18 protein-coding genes are annotated in these 22,296 nt (G+C 36.0%); 7 read left to right on the top strand and 11 right to left on the bottom strand.

Annotation, left to right across the window (positions count from 1 at the left end):
• Positions 1 to 65: 65 nt before the first annotated feature.
• Positions 66 to 356, bottom strand: a complete 291-nt coding sequence (locus C7437_RS17390; RefSeq protein WP_342767767.1) for a thioredoxin domain-containing protein — start codon at positions 354 to 356, stop codon at positions 66 to 68.
• Between the two features lie 332 nt (positions 357 to 688).
• Here C7437_RS17390 and C7437_RS06020 point away from each other — a divergent pair, with 332 nt between their 5' ends.
• From C7437_RS06020 to C7437_RS06050, 7 genes are all read left to right on the top strand, one after another.
• Positions 689 to 1,231, top strand: coding sequence for a helix-turn-helix domain-containing protein (locus tag C7437_RS06020; protein WP_111438712.1), 543 nt, complete (start codon positions 689 to 691; stop codon positions 1,229 to 1,231).
• 94 nt (positions 1,232 to 1,325) lie between these two features.
• On the top strand, positions 1,326 to 2,432 hold the full coding sequence (locus tag C7437_RS06025) for an ABC transporter ATP-binding protein (protein WP_111438713.1): 1,107 nt from the start codon (positions 1,326 to 1,328) through the stop codon (positions 2,430 to 2,432).
• Positions 2,422 to 3,246, top strand: a complete 825-nt coding sequence (locus C7437_RS06030) for an ABC transporter permease (RefSeq protein WP_111438714.1) — start codon at positions 2,422 to 2,424, stop codon at positions 3,244 to 3,246. The genes C7437_RS06025 and C7437_RS06030 overlap by 11 nt, the downstream gene beginning before the upstream one ends.
• Positions 3,230 to 4,033, top strand: a complete 804-nt coding sequence (locus tag C7437_RS06035) for an ABC transporter permease (protein WP_111438715.1) — start codon at positions 3,230 to 3,232, stop codon at positions 4,031 to 4,033. Before C7437_RS06030 ends, C7437_RS06035 begins: the two co-directional genes overlap by 17 nt.
• Positions 4,030 to 5,103, top strand: coding sequence for an ABC transporter substrate-binding protein (locus C7437_RS06040; protein ID WP_111438716.1), 1,074 nt, complete (start codon positions 4,030 to 4,032; stop codon positions 5,101 to 5,103). Before C7437_RS06035 ends, C7437_RS06040 begins: the two co-directional genes overlap by 4 nt.
• A gap of 151 nt (positions 5,104 to 5,254) precedes the next feature.
• Positions 5,255 to 6,442 (top strand): MFS transporter, encoded by a 1,188-nt coding sequence (locus C7437_RS06045; protein ID WP_111438717.1) that lies wholly within the window; start codon positions 5,255 to 5,257, stop codon positions 6,440 to 6,442.
• Between the two features lie 192 nt (positions 6,443 to 6,634).
• A protein-coding gene (locus tag C7437_RS06050) for an IS3 family transposase (RefSeq protein WP_111438718.1) occupies positions 6,635 to 7,965 on the top strand; the annotation gives its coding sequence in 2 pieces (ribosomal slippage) (positions 6,635 to 7,013 and positions 7,013 to 7,965; 1,332 coding nt in all).
• 76 nt (positions 7,966 to 8,041) lie between these two features.
• On the opposite strand, the gene C7437_RS06055 is transcribed toward C7437_RS06050, so the two are convergent.
• From C7437_RS06055 to C7437_RS06100, 10 genes are all read right to left on the bottom strand, one after another.
• Positions 8,042 to 10,642 (bottom strand): VWA domain-containing protein, encoded by a 2,601-nt coding sequence (locus C7437_RS06055; protein WP_111438719.1) that lies wholly within the window; start codon positions 10,640 to 10,642, stop codon positions 8,042 to 8,044.
• The gene (locus tag C7437_RS06060) at positions 10,626 to 12,383 is read right to left on the bottom strand and encodes a vWA domain-containing protein (protein WP_111438720.1); all 1,758 of its coding nucleotides are present in this window, start codon (positions 12,381 to 12,383) and stop codon (positions 10,626 to 10,628) included. Before C7437_RS06060 ends, C7437_RS06055 begins: the two co-directional genes overlap by 17 nt.
• An 11-nt stretch (positions 12,384 to 12,394) precedes the next feature.
• The gene (locus C7437_RS06065; RefSeq protein ID WP_111438721.1) at positions 12,395 to 13,270 is read right to left on the bottom strand and encodes a DUF58 domain-containing protein; all 876 of its coding nucleotides are present in this window, start codon (positions 13,268 to 13,270) and stop codon (positions 12,395 to 12,397) included.
• The gene (locus C7437_RS06070) at positions 13,267 to 14,259 is read right to left on the bottom strand and encodes an AAA family ATPase (protein ID WP_111438722.1); all 993 of its coding nucleotides are present in this window, start codon (positions 14,257 to 14,259) and stop codon (positions 13,267 to 13,269) included. The genes C7437_RS06065 and C7437_RS06070 overlap by 4 nt, the downstream gene beginning before the upstream one ends.
• Before the next feature lie 12 nt (positions 14,260 to 14,271).
• Positions 14,272 to 15,648, bottom strand: a complete 1,377-nt coding sequence (locus C7437_RS06075; RefSeq protein ID WP_111438723.1) for a hypothetical protein — start codon at positions 15,646 to 15,648, stop codon at positions 14,272 to 14,274.
• A gap of 13 nt (positions 15,649 to 15,661) precedes the next feature.
• Complete coding sequence (locus C7437_RS06080; protein ID WP_111438724.1) at positions 15,662 to 16,507, bottom strand: ABC transporter permease; 846 nt, start codon at positions 16,505 to 16,507, stop codon at positions 15,662 to 15,664.
• Positions 16,508 to 16,509: 2 nt separating this feature from the next.
• Complete coding sequence (locus C7437_RS06085) at positions 16,510 to 17,439, bottom strand: ABC transporter ATP-binding protein (protein WP_111438725.1); 930 nt, start codon at positions 17,437 to 17,439, stop codon at positions 16,510 to 16,512.
• Positions 17,436 to 19,847 (bottom strand): hypothetical protein, encoded by a 2,412-nt coding sequence (locus C7437_RS06090; protein ID WP_111438726.1) that lies wholly within the window; start codon positions 19,845 to 19,847, stop codon positions 17,436 to 17,438. Before C7437_RS06090 ends, C7437_RS06085 begins: the two co-directional genes overlap by 4 nt.
• Before the next feature lie 88 nt (positions 19,848 to 19,935).
• Entirely contained in the window at positions 19,936 to 20,814 is an 879-nt protein-coding gene (locus C7437_RS06095; protein WP_111438727.1) for a transcriptional regulator CcpC, read from the bottom strand.
• A 2-nt stretch (positions 20,815 to 20,816) separates the two neighbouring features.
• Positions 20,817 to 22,280, bottom strand: a complete 1,464-nt coding sequence (locus tag C7437_RS06100) for an MDR family MFS transporter (RefSeq protein WP_111438728.1) — start codon at positions 22,278 to 22,280, stop codon at positions 20,817 to 20,819.
• Positions 22,281 to 22,296 lie beyond the last annotated feature (16 nt).

Raw genomic sequence — 22,296 nt, forward strand, 5'->3', positions numbered from 1 at the left:
TGAACATAGTTTAACACATTGTAATAAAAAGATGATAGGAATAGTCGTACCTTATTCGCTAATTTTTATTCATCCATCATACGGATTAGCTTATTTTCAAGCATTCGCATCCCATTTTCTCCAGATTGATAATGTCTCAATAATCCTTTTTTATCAAACAAAAAGTAAGAAGGAACGAATCTATTTTGATATGTTTTAGTTACTTCTAAATGATGATCTAAACAAATGGGATGTTGAATGTTTAACTGCCGAGATATTGTTTGAATCATTTGGACATCTACATCTTGAATTGTCCGAGGCATATGAACACTTACAATGTTCAATTTCCCATTATACTTTTCATTCCAATAATTCATTATTGGCATTGCCCCCTTACACGAGTGGCAACTAACTGACCAAAAATGTACGAGAATTGGCAACTCACCTACTAATTGTTCCCTTGTAACCCTCTCATTTAACCATTGTAAATTTGGGGAAAATTCTGGTAACCCCTCTCTTAACCTCAAATACTTCTCTCCTTCACTGTAGAACTCCTTTGTTAGTGTATGCATTCCAATTGAATTTTGATTTTATAATAAAAAATATTGAAATACTAAAAGAAAGTGTTAAAGTAAACTTAAAGTTGTGTTAAAATAAACTTCGTGTTAAATTAAAACTCAAGTTTTAACCGCTAGAGGAGCTAATAGAAATGCAAATAGGAAAAAAAATCAAACAACTTCGGTTAAAAAAAGGATTAACGCAGGAAGAACTTGGGGAAAGAACTGATCTAAGTAAAGGATTTATATCTCAACTAGAACGGGAACTGAACTCGCCTTCGATCGAAACCCTTTTTTCTATCTTAAATGTACTAGGTTCTAAACCAAAAGACTTTTTTGATGACGATGTATCACTTACAAAGGTAGTTTACGAAAAAGATGAGCAAACCTTATATGAAGACGAGGAAAAAAACTATAAACTTCGATGGCTTATTTCTAAATCAAATGATAATGAAATGGAACCTGTTTATATTACTCTCGGAAAAAAAGGTCAATTTAAACAATTTGAACCTTCTCTTTCCGAAACATTTATATACATAGTACAAGGAAGTGTACAACTAACCCTCGGAAAGCAACAATATATTGCAAATAAAGGGGAATCCTTCTATTTTGAAGCATCTGATTATCATTTGCTTGAAAATAATTCCGAAGAACAATCCGAAGTAATCTACGTAGTTACACAATCTTATTTATAAAGAAAAGCGCAAGCGCCTTATCTGCTTACAGGTAGGTTGCTTCCGAAGAACAAAGATAAAAAATAGCATCAAGCTAAAAAAATGGAGGTTTATTATGTTAGAGGCACCTATCATTCGATTTGAAAATGTGACAAAATTTTATGATTCAGAAACTACTGTATTAGACAATATTAACTTTGAGTTAGAACGCGGTAAATTTTATACGTTACTTGGACCTTCTGGTTGTGGAAAAACAACGATTCTACGACTAATTGCAGGATTTATGCAGCCATCAAGTGGAAATATTTATCTAAACGGCAAGTTGATTAATCATGTTCCGGCAAATGAACGTCAAGTAAATACAGTATTCCAAGACTATGCCCTATTTCCACATTTAAATGTATTTGAAAATATTGCTTTTGGCCTTCGTATTAAAAAATTGGGGAAAAAGGTAATAGAAGAAAAAGTAATAGAAGCGCTTAAATTTGTTAACTTAGATGGCTTTGAAAATAGAGAAATTGCAGAAATGTCTGGTGGCCAAAGACAACGTGTCGCGATCGCACGTGCAATCGTCAATGACCCAGAGATTATTTTACTCGATGAACCTCTTTCTGCTTTAGATTTAAAATTGCGTTCTGAAATGCAATATGAACTGCGTGAACTACAACAACGATTAGGTAAGACTTTTATATTTGTTACGCATGACCAGGAAGAAGCTCTTGCCATGTCTGATGAAATTTTCGTATTAAATGAGGGCCAAGTAGAACAAAATGGAACGCCAAAAGATATATATGATGAACCAATTAACCGATTTGTTGCAGATTTTATCGGTGAATCCAATATTGTTGCTGGGACAATGGTTGCAGATTTCCGAGTACATATCGATGGAAATGAATTTGATTGTGTCGATCAAGGATTAAATCCTAATGAAAAAGTAGATATTGTTATTCGCCCAGAGGACTTAGAAATTACATCAGTTGAAAATGGAAAAATGAAAGTAAAAGTTGATACGCAGCTATTTAGAGGAGTGCACTACGAACTTTCTACTTATGATGAAGCTGGTAATGAGTGGCTTGTTCATTCTACAAAAGAAGCAGAAGTGGGCTCTTCCATTGGCTTAAATTTTGATCCAGAAGCAATTCATGTAATGCGACTTAATGAAACAGAAGAAGATTTCGATAAACGTTTAGAATCATACGGAGAAGAAGCTTATGCAAAATAAAAATTCAAAATCCATTTATTCGGTACCCTACTTTGTATGGATTTTATTGTTTGTTATCGCACCAATCGCATTAATTGCTTATTATTCCTTTTTAGATTTAAGTGGAAATTTCACATTAGATAACTACAAAAACTTTTTTACTTCTGTTTATTTAAAATTGACTCTTAGCTCATTTTGGTATGCTTTTTTAATCACTTTATTTTCTTTAATCGTTGCTTATCCAACTGCTTACTTTTTAACAAAAACAAAGCATAAACAATTATGGCTATTGTTAATCATTATCCCATCTTGGATTAATCTATTATTAAAAACGTATGCATTCATCGGGATCTTCGGTTTATCCGGACCCATTAATGCATTTTTACAAGTGTTTGGTATAAGTGAACAACAAATATTATTTACTGATTTCAGCTTTATCTTTGTTTCAGTATATATCTTTATTCCATTTATGATATTGCCTATTTTTAATGCGCTCGATAAGTTAAACCCATCATTAATCGATGCAAGTAAAGATTTAGGCGCATCTAATTGGACTACCTTTTCAAAAGTAATATTTCCTTTAACAATTAATGGCGTAAAAGCTGGAGTGCAAGCGGTATTTATCCCTTCCCTTTCTCTCTTCATGATTACTCGATTAATCGCAGGCAATAAAGTTATTACGCTTGGTACGGCTATTGAACAACAATTTTTGGTTACACAAAACTGGGGAATGGGTTCTACAATAGCGGTATTCTTAATCATCTTCATGGTCATTATTATGATCATTACTGGTCAACGCGAAAAGGGGGCTACTTCTTATGGAAAAAACAAGTAAGTTTGCAAAGATTTATTTAGCCCTCGTTTTCATCATTTTATATGCACCAATTTTATATCTAATTTTGTATTCATTTAATAGTGGTGGCACGATGAATTCATTTGACACCTTCACTTGGGAACATTATGCTGCAGTATTTTCCGATACTCGACTTATTATGATTTTAATCAACACCGTTATTGTTGCATTACTTTCTGCATTAATAGCAACGATTGTTGGCGTTTTCGGGGCACTTGGAATTGTCTTTATGCGAAATAAATCTCTAAGAAATTCTATATTATCCCTAAATAATGTATTAATCGTTAGTCCTGACGTAGTAATCGGTGCATCTTTCTTAATCTTATTTACGATGATTGGTGTTAAATTAGGATTTGCATCTGTATTGATCTCGCATATTGCATTTAGTATTCCTATTGTTGTTTTGATGGTTTTACCTAAACTGCAAGAAATGAATAGTTCACTTATTGATGCAGCCGCTGATCTTGGAGCTACTAGAAAAGATATCTTAACTCGCGTCATTATTCCATTTATCAAACCAGGAATTTTTGTAGGGTTCTTCATGGCACTAACATATTCATTGGATGATTTTGCTGTAACCTTTTTCGTAACAGGTAATGGTTTTACGACACTTTCCGTTGAGATATACTCTATGGCTCGCGCAGGAATTACCTTAACTATTAACGCTTTAACCGGTATTATCTTTGTTGTTACACTGTTACTCGTAATCGGTTATTACTTTGTTAGTCAACGTGGTAAAAAACCTGTCGGATTGGGGGTTAGAAAATGAAAGAAATTACAAGATCCGTCATTGCCATTATCTTAGTATGTATTGCTTTATTCTTTGTGAATGATTATTTAAATAAGAGCTCAGGAAATGCAAGTAATGATGCTGTCACTATCTACAACTGGGGAGAATATATCGATCCCGAATTACTCACGCAATTTGAAGAAGAATCAGGCTACCGAGTCGTGTATGAAACATTTGACTCTAACGAAGCGATGATGACGAAAATTGAACAAGGTGGTACTTCATACGATATTGCAGTCCCTTCCGAATATGCGATTGAAACGATGAAAGAAAACGATTTACTATTACCGATTGATCATTCAAAAATTCCTAACTTAACGAATGTTGATCCTTACTTTTTAGACTTGTCGTTCGATCCGAAAAATAAATATTCTGTCCCTTATTTCTGGGGAACTGTAGGTATCGTATATAATCCTGCTTTACTCGATGGTCAAACATTTGAAAGCTGGGAAGCACTTTGGGACCTTTCTTTAAAAGGACAAATTCTATTAGTAGATGGCTCTAGAGAAGTTATTGGAATGGGACTTAATAGTTTAGGCTACTCTTTAAACTCAACAGATGAAAATGAATTGCAAGAGGCATTAGATAAATTGAATAAGCTTACTCCTAATGTAAAAGCCATCATTGGTGATGAAGTGACACAGCTGATGGTTAATGAGGAAGCCGCGGTTGCACTTACATGGTCTGGGCAAGCTGCTGATATGATGTGGGAAAACGAAGAGCTAGATTTCTCTATTCCCCAAGAAGGTTCTAACTTATGGTTCGACAATATGGTTATACCAAAAACAGCCGCTAATGTGGAAGGTGCACATGCCTTCATTAACTTCATGTTAGGTGCAGAAGTCGCTGCCCAAAATGCAGATTACGTAGGTTATTCTACACCAAATGTTGCTGCAATTGATTTAATGGACGAGGAAGTTACGTCTGATGAACGCTTTTATCCTTCTGAAGAGTTACGAGATAATTTAGAAGTGTATAATAACCTAGGCCTTGAAATGCTTGGCGTATATAATGAGCTGTTTTTAGAGTTCAAAATGGGTATGAATTAGAGCTAGGATCATCTTTAAATAGATGATCTTAGCTTTTACTATTCAAAATAAATAATTAAGTGTTATTCGAGATTCAAAGTTTTTTATTCTGTCATGAATGTGGTAAAATCGATAGACACAAATAATGGTATTTATAGAAAGAAGGAAATTTATGGCTCAGAAAACAAGTAAGTTTGCATTATATATATTAATGTTTAACATGTTCATCACAATGGCTGGGGTAGGTTTAGTAATTCCAGTTATGCCACAATACCTTGAAACTTTTGGAGTTGCTGGTCAAGCACTTGGATTGATTATCGCATCCTTTGCTTTAGGTCAATTTCTTTTTTCTCCATTAGCCGGTGATTTATCCGATACTTTTGGACGTAAGAAGATGATCATTATTGGATTAGTTATCTTCTCTGCTTCTCAATTATGGTTTGGTACGGCAACAGAAGAGTGGATGTTATATGTAGCCCGTTTTGTCACTGGTATTGGGGGAGCATTTTTAATTCCTTCAACAATGGCGTTTGTGGCGGATATTACCACTCTCAAAGAACGCGGTAAAGGCATGGGATTCCTTGGGGCTTCTATGTCACTTGGCTTTATGATCGGACCAGGATTGGGAGGTTTCTTATCTACTGTCAGTTTAACATTTCCTTTCTATATGGCTTCTTTAGCTGCAATTATTTCGGCAGTAGTGTCTTTCTTAATCCTACCTGATATTAAAAATAAAGTTGCTGAAGGTCCACAAGAAGCGAAAAAACGTGAAAATATTTTAGTTCAAATGAAAAATTCAATTAAAACTCCTTATTTTATGATGTTAGTTATTATATTTGTATTCTCATTTGGTATTGCAAACTTCCAAACAACTTTTTCTTTATACGTAGATCATAAATACAACTATACGCCTCAGGATATAGCAATCGTTTTAACAGTAGGTGGTTTTATAGGGGTAATTGTTCAAACACTCGTAGTAGATAAGTTATTTAAACGATTTGGTGAACTGAATGTAATATTAGTAAGTTTAGTAGTCGCTGCAATATCATTTTTACTTTTCTTCATCGTAGATGGTTTCTGGCTTGTATTGACCGTGGCGTCTATATTCTCAACTGCAACTACGCTTATTCGTCCTGCAGTAAATACCGTAGTTTCTAAGCTCGCAGGAAATGAACAAGGGTTTGCGGCAGGTATGAATAATGCTTATATGAGTTTAGGCAGTATGATTGGACCTGCACTTGCTGGGTTGTTATTTGATATTAATATTAATATGCCATTTGTACTTGGTTCTGCTATATTATTAACCTCTTGGGCTATCACACTCGTATGGATTAAAAAGAAAAACCCTGTCATTGCCTAAGAAAAGTTTTATGGCCACTAACAAGCTGTATTGTATTAGTTAATTGAGCCAAATATAAAAGGGGATGTAAGTGATTGATGAACTGAACCCCGAATAGTAGACACTTTAGAAAAAGTGTAGCTATTCGGGGTTTTTTCTTTTTCAAAACCCCGTTATACTAGAATTTACAAACTTTGAACGGGAGAAATCATTATGAGTAAAATACTTTTTAACGAACATCAACAGCGCTTATTAGAAGCCAATCTGAATGTCACATCTGTATCTGATCGAGCTATTCAATATACAGCGGAATTTAAAATTCGTGCGGTAAAGGAAAATCAGACAGGAAAAGGTCCTAAACAGATTTTTGAAGACAATGGTTTCAATTTGGATATTATCGGATTAAAGAAAGCTCAAAGTGCACTGAATCGTTGGCGCAAATCCTTTCAGACAACAGGAGAACAGGGTTTTTTAGAGGAACGTCGAGGAAAAGCAAGCACAGGGCGTCCAAAGCTGGAGAATCTATCAGCGGATAAAAAATTAGAAAAAGCAGAAGCTCGTATTAAATATTTAGAAGCTGAATTAACGCTCCTAAAAAAGCTCGACGAACTGGAAAGGCAGGCGAAGAAGAAACGATTTTAGCACCACATGTAAAATACCAAGTCATCAACGAAGTGATTCGCCAATATCAACTTCAGAATAAAACGAGCTATTTATGTGAGCTAACCAGTGTTAGTCGAAGTGGCTATTATAAATGGCTTCAAACAACGGAAAAGCGTGCGATTTCAGAGGAACAAGATTATCAAGACTATTTATTGGTGAAGCGCGTGTATGATGCACACCGTGGAAAGTCCGGTTATCGTGTGCTTTATATGGAACTAGCAGAGCTGCTAGAAGTCCCGATTAACCATAAGAAAATTCTTCGCATTATGCGCAAATACAATTTCTTTGCCAAAGTCCGCCGTGTGAATCCGTATCGTCAATTGGCAAAAGCAACGCAAGCTCATAAAACGGTACCGAATATACTCAACCGCCAATTTGATCAAGATGAGCCAGGGAAAGTTCTTTTAACAGATATTACGTATTTACCACACAGAAACGGGCAAATTGCTTATTTATCTTGTGTAAAAGATGTGGCTACGCGTGAAATTTTGGCGTATGAACTTTCAACGAGCTTGAAGATGGTGATTGTCGAGCATACCTTACAAAAGCTTGAAGAAGCATTAGCAGGTAACGTCCATCCAGAAGCGATGATTCATTCAGATCAAGGCTTTCATTATACACATCCAGATTATCAAGAACGCGTAAAGGAAATAGGGCTGACACAGTCTATGTCACGCCGTGGGAACTGTTTAGACAACGCACCAATGGAATCGTTTTTTGGTCATTTAAAAGATGAAGTGGATTATAGAGACGCACAAAATTTAGAAGAATTGAAACAGATGATTGGAAATTATATAGACTATTACAACTCAGAACGAAAGCAATGGGATTTAAAAAAGATGGCTCCGGAAGCATACCGAAACCATCTCATCGCAGCTTAAACTGCAAACTCTCTTTTTATTAAATTGTCTACTTTATAGGGCTCAGTTCATGATTTACTTACATCCCTTTTTCTAATTACCTCTTCTTTTTCTCTTTCACAAGCTTCTCCAAATTACTTACAGAAATATTCGTTTCAGCAATTCCTTTTTTCTTCTTTAATTTACTAAAAGGTGCCATTAATTGTTGGAATCCAAATCGTCTGATTGTAATATCGATGAAAAACAAAAAGATTGCTGCAAGTATTAGTTGTTGTTGAATCGATTGTTTTTCAGCGCTTTTCTTATCAATTTCTCTAAAAACATCCTTTGCTTCCGTCAATATTTTCCCGTCTGTTCGACTAGCTATCAATTCAAGTAAATTTGTATTTGGTCTTTGTACTTTATATTCTTCACTATATGGAATAGAAATTCCTGTTTGGTAAACAGCAGCTTGTTCATTTGATATGCGGAAAAAAACAAGCCCTGGTTCACTTTCCACTGTAACTCTCGATTTTCCTGGTGCAAGCGGCTCTGTCGTAACAGGTAGCTCTTCTCCTTTTTCATTAACTGCAGCTACTTCGATAAAGGAAGAGTTTCCACTTGGATCAGTCACTGTATAACTTCCATCACTTGCATTCTGAATCGTAAATGGAACTTCACTATAGGACGGTAAAAGTCTAGAAACTGCCGTATTCCAAAAATCTCCCCAGTTATTCCATCTCGCAAAATCACCGCTCCACTCACCAGTAGAATCGGAAGTAAAAGCAATGGTTCTACCTAATCCATACATCCACTCTGCTAAAACGGGATCCTCTTTTTCACTTTCTGCAATAATTGATGCAGTTTGCTTAGGTGTTGTTGCGATATAAGCATTCATTTGTGGAACTCCCTCTGTGAACAAACTAGTCCAAGATGCATCCCCGTAAATAATCGGATAGAACGGATTATCCTCGATATACGTCCTAGAAATCATCGCTGTTTCTGTAGACATGATCGCAGGGACTGTCGATTCATCCACTACATCATAAAAATTACCTCCGCCCATTTCAGCTAAGCTTTCAAGTAACGCTCTATCCGCATCTTGACCAACTGCTACGGTAGAGACAGTTATTGAATTTTTCGCACCGTCTTCGATTAACGTTTGGTAATCATTACTCGTAGAAGATTGACCATCCGTTAATAAAATGACATGCTTACGTTGCAATTTTAGTGGAGATAGTTTCTCATAAGCCATTGCTAAACTGGAATAGATTTCTGTTCCTCCACCTGCTCCGACAGACAAAATAGTATCCACTGCTTCTTCTCTATTTTTTAGAGGCGCTATTTCAATAATTTCCCATGGTGTATCATCAAATGCGATAAAACCAAGCGTATCTTCATCTCGTAGCATTTCTACTGAACGCGCTGCTGCTTCTTTTGCATACTCAAGTTTTGAACCACTCATACTTCCTGAACGGTCCATCACAATGACTAATCCTAAAGAAGGTAATTGGTGCTTTCCTTTAATCTCCATTTCAACTGGTAATAATTTTTCAATTGGCGTTTTAAAATATCCACCTAGTCCAAAACTATTCTTTCCTCCGACCATCATGAATCCAACGCCAAAATTTTTGACAGCCTGTTCAATGACCGTCATTTTTTGTTCTCCTACTGCATGACCAGGAACATTATCAAAAATAATGGCATCATATGCTAAATAATTGGATAAATCGAATGGCAGTGAAGCCGCGTCTATTACATCTGTCTGAATGGTAGCTTGGTCAATTACCTTTGGAATATTGGATTGATGGCCATCGTGTGTAACAACTAGTAGTTTAGGAGAACTTTCTACATTTGTTACACTCGTCAATTTATTATTTTCGATTAATGCATCTCCAGCAACTACTACTTGAACTTCGTATTTTAATAATCCTTCTCCAATAGAAGCATTACGGAAAGTATAATTGTTTGTTCCTTGTTCTAGATTGATTTTTTCTTTCGCTAGTAATTGATCATTTTGATAGAGAAGAATCTCTCCAGAAGTATTAGTAGTTGCATCCATTTCAACATTTAATTGCTGTTGCTCACCTTCAAAAGCCACAGCTGGTGTTTCAAAAGAAGTAATAGCAACATCTTCAGAAGCAACTCTTTCTAGCGCCACAACATCTATTGTGACATTGCCACCTACAATTTTCACTAATTCATCTGAAACTGATCCAGTTGTCTCTAAACCATCCGAAAAGAGGACAATTCTTGTAGCTTTATTCGGCTCCACAATGCCTGTGGACAGCTGAATAGCTCTTGCTATATCTGTATTTCCAGGGGACTTCATAGGTGTAAAGACTGGCAAATTCACTTCTCCATCAGTTATCGAGACTTCCGATTGAAAATCTTCAGCAAATGTGTAGACGCCTACTAAGTGTGAGTCTTTTCGTGCATTTAGACTCTCTTCAATCCAATCTACTACAACCTGGTCAGTATCCTGCACAGAAGCAGATCGATCCACTAAAAAAATGATTTGTTCTTCTTTAATTGGCAATAAAAGATAAGGATTCGTTATTCCAAAAACCAAACAAATAATTGCTAGCACGCGAATGCCATATACTACTTTTGCTTCTTTTCGAAGTGACTTCTTATCTTTTCTCCATGCCCATGCGAAATAGAGAAGTATTGGAACAAGCAACAATAACCATAGTGGTTGGTCAATTCGTAAATCCACGTCGTCTTTGCACCTCCCACTCTATTACAAATAACAACAACAATATGATAAGTAAATATGGAACCAAGGAATATGGCTGATAGTTTTCTTTTGCATCCACTTGCTGTCCTGCTATCTTATAGGACGCTCCTTTTGTTATCTCTTTCTCACTTTGAGATAAGGCTACTGCAAAGTTTTTCTCCACAGCATTTGAATGAAGTACATACAAACCTGGTTTTTTCGGTGCTATAAATACTCCACCATTTTCAATTGAATATTCATATGAATCATCCGTCGTATAAATTTCCCATTCATTTGTAGAACTTCCTAATGACAGAGGCTTTCTTTCATTGGGTGAAAAAGTTCCCAAGTAAGTATTACCTGCTGACAACTGTTCTTTCACACTCCACATGAACAATGGAAAAGAAGGATGAAGTGCCCAATCAGTCATTTGGATGTCCGATAGAACGACAATATCACCCCGAGGAGACTCTTGGATAAACGGTTCTTCTCCTACAGTTGCAATCGTTTCGTAGCCTTCTATTGGTGGATATACACTACTAACATATATATCTTCTAAATTAGCAAATGAAAATAATTCATGCTCTGTTGTTTCCACAACTCCGTTTACTTCTTTTGCTACTTCATCATTTCTTCCTATAAATAAAGAAGGTCGGTCCAGTCGATCGATTAAACCAAATTGATTGGTAACTGTAATTCCTTCTTCAGTTAACAAACCGATTTGCTCTGCTGGAACGCTACTAACTTCTATGTCCATTGATTGAAAAGCTGTGCGAACAAGGGAATGTATGGAGCTATCCACATAAACCGTAGATAATTGGTCTTGTAAAAAAACGGTCATACTATTATCCAAGCTATATTGATCATTTACTTGAATAGAAGCTTTTAATAGTCCCGATTCTTCCATTTCATTAAATGATAAAGTAATAATCTCATTCGGAGGTATTATTACCTTCTCTTTCACCACTTCTGTTTGTTCATTAGCCAGTAATAATTCCGTTGTTTGCTCCACATTTGATTGATTTTCTAGTTGAATTAATGCAGATAGTCCATTTGTTGTTTTATTTGCTCCAAAACGCTTAATGGATATGTTTTGAACATCTGTTTTCAATCCATTCACATTCCACGTTACATTTTCGTATTGAAGAGGCAGTGTTTGTCGGTCGAGTTGATCTGTAAATATATAAACAGATGTGGCTTTATCCTGGAAGAATGATTGTGCAAAATCCAATGATTTTGACATATTCTCGAACTCATATGCTACTTCTAGTTTCTCAATTTCATTTTTAATGAGGTTATAGTTTTTTTCTTGCCTTACAATTACTGTAGGCTGGTTTCCTGTAGTAATAATCGTTAATGGTTTACCTGCTAGTTGTTCGATTAGGACAAGCATATCTTTCTTATGTTGATCAAAAAGTGTTGTATCTGATAGTGAAACTTCCATTGTGGCAGAGGTATCTACGATAAATACAATTTGTTCCCCAGCAAGCGCTTTTGTTTTCCAAAATGGTTGGAGCAAAGCAATAACGAGTAAAACCATTGCTAATATTTGTAAATAAAAAAGTGCGTTGCGTTGTAAATGCTTTAAATAAGGAGAAGCTTTTGTTTCTTTCATTACTTCTTTCCAAAAAAGAGTAGATGAAACAGATTGTTTTGAATACTTTTTTCGGAAAAAATAATAGAGTAATACTATTATTGGAAAAATAGCTGTCCACAAAAATGGTAGTTGATTAAAGCCCAATTATTCTCACCTCACTGCACCCAATTTGCTCGTAATAGCTGATGAAATAATACATGTGAAATGCCATCTTCGGCTTTTACCTGCAATAAACTTACACCAAATTTTCTACATAATAACTCGAGTCCCTCTTGGTGTTGCTTTCTTTCGTGCTCATAAGTCTCCATTACACGGGATGACATCGAAACATTGAGCTGCTCCAATGTTTCCAAATCTTCTAATTGGACATCGCCAGAAAAAGAAGGAGACAGTTCATCATTCGTCACAACTTGAAAAATCCGAACGTCGCCAGCAAATTTTGGCAGCTTTTGAAGTAATTTTTCCCAAGCAGTAAGATTTTCTAAACAATCGGTAATAACAAATAAGACCGTACTATCTTTTGGTATGAAAGGAAGCGCATGTTTGGTAAAGGAATCAGTTATGATCGGTTCGTCTAAATCAGTAAGAAGTTGTGTATAAGCTTTTCGATAAGTAGCGCCTTTCCTCCTAAATGGAGGTTTCAATTCATTTGTCACAGCTGAAAAAGATAGTCTGTCATCTCGCTGCAATACGAGAATTCCTAGTGATACAGCAAGTTGTTTGGCAAATGTCCATTTCGCTTTTTCACTCATTGATTTCGAAGAATCGAGTACTATGTGCACACGCATTTCTTGTTCATCCAAAAATCGCTTGATAAAATACTTATCTGTCCGCGCAAACACATTCCAATCGATTTGTCGTACATCATCTCCAGGATGATATTCTCTAAAATCGGAAAAGTCGAGTGATGCTCCAAAACGTTGTGATCTATGAGATCCTTTATGCTGTCCGCGAAGCTTTGACTTTGTAGCAATGGATAGTCTGCTTAACCTTCCTGCCCAATCTTTAGGCACTAGTTGTTCTTGTGTCATACGGATTGCCCTTGCTTAATCTTTTGCAATACAATATCGATAAGTTCATCGGTCGACTTACCTTCTGCTTCCCCTTCGTAATTGAGTAATAATCGATGGCGAAGTACCGGTTTAGCGACTGTTTTAATATCCGCAATCGACACATGAAAACGACCAGATACAAGTGCCCGTGCTTTCGCAAGCTTGATCAAACTTTGAAGTCCACGAGGCCCACTTCCATATTGCACATATTGTCCAATCTCTGGTATGACTTCTGCATCTGGATGCGTTGCTGCAATAATATCTACTGCATATTCCAGCATATCATCTGCAATTAATACCTCTTTGACCATTTGTTGTGCATGTACAATTTCTGCTGCGTTCATTATTTTATTCAGTTCAATTATTTCTGCCCCTGTTGTACGTTTAGATATTTCCATTAACTCTGATTTTGACGGGTAGGAAAGTAAAATTTTGCATAAAAAACGATCCATCTGAGCTTCTGGTAACGGATAGGTTCCTTCCATTTCAATTGGATTTTGAGTAGCTAATACAAAGAAAGGCTTAGCCATTTGCTTTGTTTCACCAAGAACAGTAACCGTTTTTTCACCCATTGCTTCGAGCAATGCACTCTGGGTTTTAGGTGTTGCACGATTTATCTCATCGGCTAATACCATTTGGCTAAAAATAGGTCCTTTCTGAAAAGTAAATTGTTGTTTTCCATTTTCCAATCGTTCAATCATACTCGTACCTGTAATATCAGACGGCATTAAATCCGGCGTAAATTGAATACGTGAAAACGATAAATCTAGTACTTCTGAAACAGTACGTATGAGCATCGTTTTTCCAAGTCCAGGTAAACCTTCTAATAATGCATGACCATCAGCTAACACACAATAAATTGAAAACTCAACTGCTTCTTTCTGTCCCACAATAAAATGACCTATTTCGGTACGAACTTCTTCTAATCGTTTACTCATACTTGTATAATCTTCGGCTGTAAAAGTCATATGCGTCCTCCATTACTCGCTATTTTCTACGGATGAAAAATAATCTTGCACAATACGTTGTAAGTCCGATGGCAATTGCATGCGGTCAGAACTTTCTATATATGAGTCTGAATACTCATTTACTACTTCTTCATAAGGTCTAGCAGTCCCTCTAGTTACCGGTACTTCTCCAGTTTGTTCTCCAGCAGCTTCCCCTTCACTAAGTTTTCCACTGTCAGTAGATGTATCGCCTGTACCACCAATTCTAGTTGGAATAGAAAGCAAATCTCTTCCTCCTGAACCCTTTCCTGCGCCTTGTCCTTGGCCTTGGCCTTGCCCTTGGCCTTGCCCTTGTCCCTGTCCTTGGCCTTGCCCTTGACCCTGTCCTTGGCCTTGGCCTTGGCCTTGCCCTTGCCCCTGCCCCTGCCCCTGTCCTTGGCCTTGCCCTTGTCCTTCTCCTTGCCCTTCCCCTTGCTCTTGCCCCTCTTCTTGGTCTTTATTTTCGGGAGATTCTCCTTCTTTGGATTCACCTTGCGCTATTTCACTTGGCGTAAAAGGAAATGATTTGCCCATCTTACTTAAGGCAGTCTGAGAAGAAGATGCACTTTTTGCTAAAGAATTGCTAATATCCTCTAAGGCAGCTAATTCTTTTTGTTCTTCAGCCGAAAGCGATGACTCCGAAGAACCCTCCTGCTTGGAAAGCTCTTGCTTTTGCAGTAGCTTTTGTTCTTTTAATTCCAACTCTTTTTGTTTTTTCACAACTTCTCTCAGTGCTTCTTCCGCTGTTTCCACTTCTTTCAATTTTTCTTTTAATTCCTCTAATTCTTTTTTGATTGATTCTGGCTGTTCTTTTTTCTCTAATTGATTTACTTCTTTTTTAATTTCTTTCACAACTTCTTGCTCTTTTTCTATATCTAATGCTTCTAATTGTGTAGCTGCAGGAAATGCTGTCAAAATAACCATCGCTGTTAGAGCAATTACAAATCCAATAATCCATTTTGGTTGAAAATACTGTTTGTCACGTTGCTTAAATTTCTCAAATGCATTAGTTGCACTTTGTTCAGCCTTTGTTAATAATTCCTTTATTAAGGATGATTGATCTTGCAAGAACGAAACCGAGGTGATCAATAAATTATCTGGAAAGAATGCATCTAGATTGTGCAGTGCAACTTCCTTTGAAGGTCGCTTCCAAAAAGCGTATAGAAACACTGCTACAAACACAGTGCTTCCCACAATAATAGAAGTTCTATAATAGTAAGGAAAAACAAATAATCGAGAAACAAAGAGAATAGCCGAAGCGGTTGTAAACCCATAAAACAAAGCCAATTGAAGCATTCTTATATAATGCTCTAAAGCAAGTCTTCTCCTAGCTTTTCGGACAAATTGAATAAGCTTGTTTGGGCTATTCATCATCAGTTCCTCCTCATTTTGCCCGTTTCATATTGACACGTAATTTTTTCACAGCAATGAAAATCGTCAAAATGGTAATTAACACATAAAAAATGGTATACCCAATCCAGATTGGAAAGTCTATAAGTGTTGTTGAGGTAATAAATTCATCTGATTGTGGCGTGATCAATGTAAGTATTAAAACAACTGGATTTATACTAGCAAAAAAGTGTCCGATGGGTGAGGATGTTGGAACTCCTGCTCCACCCATCGTATTTATCCCGGTAATAACCAGATAGATAAAACCAGTAACTCCGGCTAGGAAAATCATTGTTCCATAAGTAGCGATCATTGCGACAATTGTTTTTCGAATAATTGTTGAATACATGATGCCAATTCCGCCAACTGCAAGCATCGTTAAAAAGAAAAACAGAAAAATAACGCCTAATTGGCCTGGTGAAACTCCACCAAATAGAAAGACCATACTGTAGATTGGCAATCCTGCTACTAATAACAATAGAAGAAAAGCAATTGATGAAGTCAGCTTACCTATTATTATTTGAAAAGACGTTTGAGACGTTGTTAATAAGATATTTAACGTTTGTTTTTCTCTCTCTGTACTAATTGCACCTGCAGTTAACCCCGGTGTAATAAAGAGAATTAATCCTAACTGAATAAAAGTGAGCATAGCAAACATAAAAAAACTTTCTTCCGGTCTAAAATAACCAGTACCTGTAAATGAAGTTGTAAGCATAATAAATCCGAAGACAAAAATGGCCATTGCAATTAAATAAAACAGGATACCTGTAAAGCTTTTTAAGGATCGAAAGCGTAATTTAATCTCTTTCACTAAAACTGGGTTAGATAATGACTGTTTCATCTTTATTTCGCCCCCTTCGTTATTTCCATAAAGACATCTTCTAAATCGGTTTCTGCTTCAGAGAAGGAGACGATGCGTAATTGATTGTCCAAAGCTTTTTTCAATAAATCGATTTGATCATCTTCTGAACCTCGATAATTGAATGTGAGAATATTTTTCTCCGTATTCGTCTCAACATTTGAAACAAATGGATCTTCCTCAAAAAATATGATTGCATTTTCAAGTAACCCTTTGATCTTCACTGAAATATATCTTTCCCCTGCAAGCTGAGCTTGAATTTCGTGGACAGTTCCGTGTGCGATTAGTCTTCCACCATCAATTACTCCTATTTCATCACACATTTCCGCAAGCTCCGGTAAAATATGAGAAGAAATTAGGATAGTTTTGCCCATTCCTTTTAATTGTTTTAATATATCTCTCATTTCAACACGAGCACGCGGGTCAAGTCCAGATGCTGGTTCATCCAGAATCAATACATTTGGGTCATGAATAAGCGCTCTTGCCAAACACAATCGTTGCTTCATTCCTCGTGATAAAAGGTCTACATACTCATATCTTTTATGTGTTAAATTTACAAGTTCCAGTAACTGTGGAATTAATATTTCTCTCTCCGCTTCAGGTATCCCATAACTTGCACCGTAAAAATCTAAGTACTCGTCCGCTTTTAATTGATCATATACTCCAAAAAAGTCTGGCATATACCCTATTTGCTTGCGAACCTCATGGGAATCTGTTTTTACACTTTTTCCATTGATAAAAGCATCTCCAGAAGTAGGTTGAAGTAACGTTGCTAAAATAGAAAAAGTAGTAGATTTCCCTGCCCCATTGGCACCTACAAACCCAAATACTGTACCTTCTGATAAAGTGAGGTTAAGATCATTTAACGCATAAAAGGAACCATATTTTTTTGTTAATCCTTTAATCTCGATCATTTCTTCACCTCTCCTTTCATACGAAGTTCTGGAAGTCTTGTATATGGATCACCTTGAACAGCTTTCTTTTGAAGTTGGTACTGGACTTCTCCTTCTTGATTTATATAATCATTAATATTCGCTGTCACAGTAAATCTACTGTCCGTAACTTCTTCGAAGGCTTGTGTTTTAATATTCCAAATTTGTATAGTATGAGAATTTTTATCTGTATTGGCAATTTGTAATTGTGTCCATGTTACATTTTCTAGTGGAATAGAATCTGGAACTTTCCAAGATACATTGTATTCGCCGTCATCTAAATACCATTCTAAATTGCTATTATAGATTGGTTCCATATACTTACCTACTTCATTTGTATTAATATTTACTGTAAACATATTTGCTGGCAATACAAACTCACCGTCAAAAATTGTTTCTGCTGTAAAAGGTTGAATGAGTAAGTTTAAAGTGGACATTTCTACTTTTTTATCTTTTAACTCAATTGGAATTAAATTATCTTTTACAAAAGCCGTAATTACAGGACCATTATCTTTTTGCCCTATCATTTGACTAGAAGTAATGTAAGTTGCTTGTTTTCGTTGCTCTTCTAAATCAATTTGAGCAGTCGGATTCATCCCAAAATTCGTATTAATGTATGGGTTTTGTGAAGGTAATAGCATGACTGTTCCTAATTCCTTATTTACTTCTATTTTTTCTCCTGATTGTAAATCTCCAAGCTTAATTATTTTACTACCGGACCAAACTGACACATCTTTTAAAGAGAATGGGAAATTATTTTGAATAGATCCAATCAGTTTACTTGCTTCTACTCTTAGATTCACATCAAAATTCCCAACATCCTGTAAATGACTTTCCCCATACATGGAAGAAACTGACCAATAGCCAACATCTCTAAACGTTAACTCACTGTTGGATGCATGTTTTTCAAAAATTGCATCTTCATGTACATTAACCGATTGCCCCGTAAATGAATTTGTATTTCTAGCAGCAACCATCGTAGTGGATGCTGGAGCTTCAAACGAAAAGTCCCCACTTTTATTACTTAATAGTGACTGTGCGTAATACCCATTTAGACTCTTATCGTCGTTTACATACAAAAACGAAGAAAGCTGAACTTGTGGACGAGCTATACGATCCTTCGCACCATATCCAAAAATAGCAACTGAAGCAATTATCGCAATTAGTGGTATAATTCCCCAAGCAAATTCGCGTTTGTCTTTTCTTTTCAAGATTAGATATAGTAAAGGTCCTACTAGAATCATGTAAACTACTACAATACCAATCATAAGTGGCGTAGAAACTTTGAATGAACTAAACAAAGAGTTCGTACTTCCTAGTTCATAGACAAGTTGATCCTTGAAATTAGGTCCATACATACTATTAGTTGAGGTTTGTACTTTCACAGACTGTAAAATGGACGTCATTAAATCACTGTATACAGGATCCTTCGCTAAAGGTTCATCTCCTAATGAGAAGGTTGTTTGTATAATTGCTCCGCTACCTAATTGCTTTTTAGCTGCTAGGATAACTCCAGCTGAACTGAATAATTCAGTAGCTCCTTCATTTAGAGTAGCATCGTATACAGGTAAATCATTTGATAGTACATTATTGTTTGTGAAAGCTTTCATTTTTTCTGGTGATATCGATGACATGCTAGACTTCAATGATAGAGGTAGATAATCCCCTAATTGACCTACTTCTGCTTCTGTATCATCAGAAGCACCTACAACAATCACACCACCAGCACGCACATAGTCAATAAGAGCTTGTTGTTGGGCAGTTTCTAAATCTGCAAGTACAAATTCATCGATCAGCATATAATCTGCCATTTGCCAAGCAACAGCATCCGATGGCAGTGTAAAATTGGATAATTGAGCAACATGGATAATTTCATCGTTTAATGTATTTGGTTGCTTCACTTGATTTAACATTTTTAGTCGATCCGCACTATTAGTTAGCGTAAAATAAAAAATAGTAGTGGGGTCTAAGAAGCTCGCTTTTAACGTTTTTGTCCCTTTATATCCAATCGAATTTTCTTTTTCCCATCCACCCTCAAAAAAGTGAATCATTTGTGCATTGGGCTGTTGATAATTATAGTCATCTGATAATCCCGCTACTGCAACTTGTATAGACTTAGTCTCACCTGAACCAATCTCAAAAGGGATAGCATGTGCATTTCCAAGATTATACGATTCTGCTATATCAAGTACAATATCTCCTGAAAAAGCCTCCCCCGTATTCTCAACAGAAATCGTTATAGGAAGGCCCTCCCCATATTTAGCTTTCCCGTTAAAACCAGTCGTTACTTTTACTTGTAAATTCGGAGCAGCTGAAGCTTCAATCGTTGGTAATAATGTAAAGTATATAAATAATGCTGTAATAACCAACGCGCATTTACGAATTAGCATGAATTTCCCCTCCTTTGTTTCTATATTAGTACGTTAGTCGCTTAAAGAAGTTCCTTTTTCAGAAAATAGGGTTAATTTTTTTCAAGCCTCATTCGTGAAACTTTTCACCGTGTAGTTTTACTATTTTTACAAATGCTTCTACTTGTGGGAGTTCTAATGCAGAATCATAACCGATCAACCAAGTATCTCTTGTTAATTCGAATTCTTCTTCCTGATTAGTTAAAGGTATTTTATTGACATCTTCATGACCAGTTAAAGTAATCGAAGGTAAAATAGCGTATCCGATCCCATTTAACGCCATCTGTTTACATGTTTCAATTTGGTCTACAATAATTTGTCTACGTGGATTACTAGAGAAATGTTTCTGCCACCATTGTTGAATTTCCTGATAATAATTGGAGTCACTCTTAAACTGGATAAAAGGCTTTTCTGAAGTTAATACATCGTCTACTGATGTCATCTCTTTATCTACTAAATAAAGTGTATCGCGAAAAAGATGTGTTTTTGGACCTTTCCAATCTGTTTGACCACGCACGATACCGACGTGGGATTCCCCATCATAAATCGACTTTACAATTTCAGAGCTCCATCCAGTTAATAAGGAGATTTTCGCTTCTGGATATGTTTGAACAAAATCTTTCAATACTTTTGGCAGCCAATTCTGACCGACAATAGATGCACAAGCAATTTTTAATGTTCCATGAACTTTTGAAGTTAACGACTGAATGGCTTCATAAAGCTCTTCTTTTTGATCAATCATGCTAATAGCAAATTCAATGACCATTTCTCCTTCTGGAGTTGGAGTCAGTCCTTTTTGAGAACGTAAAAAAAGTTTAGTATTCCATTCTTTTTCCAAGGATTGTAAACGCAAAGAAAGTGCCGGCTGGGACAAAAATAGTCTTTCCGCAGCTTTGCGCATATTTTTTTCCTCAGCCAATACTTTAATAATGAGAAAATCAGAAGTCATTATTATGCCCCTTTCTTTTTAGGTAAACCAAATACTAAAACAAAACTAATAACAGCAAACAAAAATAATACGAGAAACATCATATGTAAGGAATTATCCAAGCCAGTTTGTAAAAATGACAGGTCCTCTAGCATAAATGATTTTCTCGTCTCTGCATTTAATAACTGATCAACAACGCTCAAGTCATAATTTGACTGATTGTCATTTAAATATTTCTTGTATGTTTCATTCACAATCATTCCAAGTAATGCAGCACCAACTGTATTTCCAAAATTACTCATAAACATATTACTTGCTGTCGCTATTCCTCTTTGTTCATAAGTAACTGCATTTTGAATTGTTACCGTAAATGAGGTACTGGTTAACCCCATACCTATTCCGACTAAAAAACTACAAATAGCAATAAAAAATGGATTTAAAGTAGATTGTATGAAGACAAAAGAGAAAGTCCCTACTACTAAAAATATAGTACCTACTAAAGACAATTTAAAAGCACCATGCTTAAATAGTAATTGACCCGCTATAGTTGACGCTAGCGGCCATCCAATAGATACCGCAGTTAACGTAAATCCAGCAACGATTGCTTTTTGTCCCATTACACCTGTAACATACATAGGAATATAACTAGACATGCCTATTAAAATAACCCCTGTAACAAATGATATTAAATTTGCGTATAGAATCGTTTTATTTCTCCATATAGAAAAGGGCATTAATGGTTCTATTGCCTGTTTCTCTACCTTTACAAACAAAGTAAAACATAAAATAGTTACCAAAAGTATGGTAACACTCATTATAGAAAGCCACTGAAATGTTTGCCCTCCCTCGACTAGCCAAAATAATAGAGAAGACAATATAACTGTTACTAGTATTGCTCCTTTATAATCCACATTTGCCTGTTTCTTTTGTTCTGTCTCATGCAAAAATAATGCAATTCCTACCATTGCGATTATCCCTAGTGGTATATTGATCCAAAATACATATTGCCAGCCAATAGACTCAACGATTATACCGCCAATAGCAGGTCCAGAAATAGCAGATATTCCCCAAACACTCGATAAATAACCTTGAATTTTAGCTCGTTCCTCACCTTGATATACATCGCCAATAATAGTAGTTGCTATCGGCATTACTGCTCCAGCGCCTAAGCCTTGGATAAAACGAAATAAAATAAGCTGTTCCATGGACGAAGAAATACCACATAAAAAAGAACCTATTAAAAATAACGAAACTCCTATAAAAAATATTATTTTCCGGCCAAATAAGTCAGCCAGTTTTCCATAGATCAAAACAGTTATTGTACTCATTAAAAGATAGGAAGAAAATACCCAACTGTATCTTGAAAAACCACCTAAATCCGCTGTAATGCTCGGCATGGCAGTAGCAATAATAGTAGCTTCAACCGCCCCCATAAACATTGCAAGAATCACGGATATAAGTACCAATGGCTTTTTAGTTACTTTCATATAACCCCCCATTTCA

This window comes from Psychrobacillus insolitus, assembly GCF_003254155.1.
Classification (GTDB): domain Bacteria; phylum Bacillota; class Bacilli; order Bacillales_A; family Planococcaceae; genus Psychrobacillus; species Psychrobacillus insolitus.

Excerpts from the sequence above, each read along its gene's own strand:
- C7437_RS06075 (WP_111438723.1), bottom strand. The coding sequence starts at position 15,648 with ATGAATAGCCCAAACAAGCTTATTCAATTTGTCCGAAAAGCTAGGAGA.
- C7437_RS06065 (WP_111438721.1), bottom strand. The coding sequence starts at position 13,270 with ATGACACAAGAACAACTAGTGCCTAAAGATTGGGCAGGAAGGTTAAGC.
- C7437_RS06030 (WP_111438714.1), top strand. The coding sequence starts at position 2,422 with ATGCAAAATAAAAATTCAAAATCCATTTATTCGGTACCCTACTTTGTA.
- C7437_RS06040 (WP_111438716.1), top strand. The coding sequence starts at position 4,030 with ATGAAAGAAATTACAAGATCCGTCATTGCCATTATCTTAGTATGTATT.
- C7437_RS06025 (WP_111438713.1), top strand. The coding sequence starts at position 1,326 with ATGTTAGAGGCACCTATCATTCGATTTGAAAATGTGACAAAATTTTAT.
- C7437_RS06045 (WP_111438717.1), top strand. The coding sequence starts at position 5,255 with ATGGCTCAGAAAACAAGTAAGTTTGCATTATATATATTAATGTTTAAC.
- C7437_RS06080 (WP_111438724.1), bottom strand. The coding sequence starts at position 16,507 with ATGAAACAGTCATTATCTAACCCAGTTTTAGTGAAAGAGATTAAATTA.
- C7437_RS06035 (WP_111438715.1), top strand. The coding sequence starts at position 3,230 with ATGGAAAAAACAAGTAAGTTTGCAAAGATTTATTTAGCCCTCGTTTTC.
- C7437_RS06085 (WP_111438725.1), bottom strand. The coding sequence starts at position 17,439 with ATGATCGAGATTAAAGGATTAACAAAAAAATATGGTTCCTTTTATGCG.
- C7437_RS06090 (WP_111438726.1), bottom strand. The coding sequence starts at position 19,847 with ATGCTAATTCGTAAATGCGCGTTGGTTATTACAGCATTATTTATATAC.
- C7437_RS06100 (WP_111438728.1), bottom strand. The coding sequence starts at position 22,280 with ATGAAAGTAACTAAAAAGCCATTGGTACTTATATCCGTGATTCTTGCA.
- C7437_RS06095 (WP_111438727.1), bottom strand. The coding sequence starts at position 20,814 with ATGACTTCTGATTTTCTCATTATTAAAGTATTGGCTGAGGAAAAAAAT.
- C7437_RS06020 (WP_111438712.1), top strand. The coding sequence starts at position 689 with ATGCAAATAGGAAAAAAAATCAAACAACTTCGGTTAAAAAAAGGATTA.
- C7437_RS06070 (WP_111438722.1), bottom strand. The coding sequence starts at position 14,259 with ATGACTTTTACAGCCGAAGATTATACAAGTATGAGTAAACGATTAGAA.
- C7437_RS17390 (WP_342767767.1), bottom strand. The coding sequence starts at position 356 with ATGAATTATTGGAATGAAAAGTATAATGGGAAATTGAACATTGTAAGT.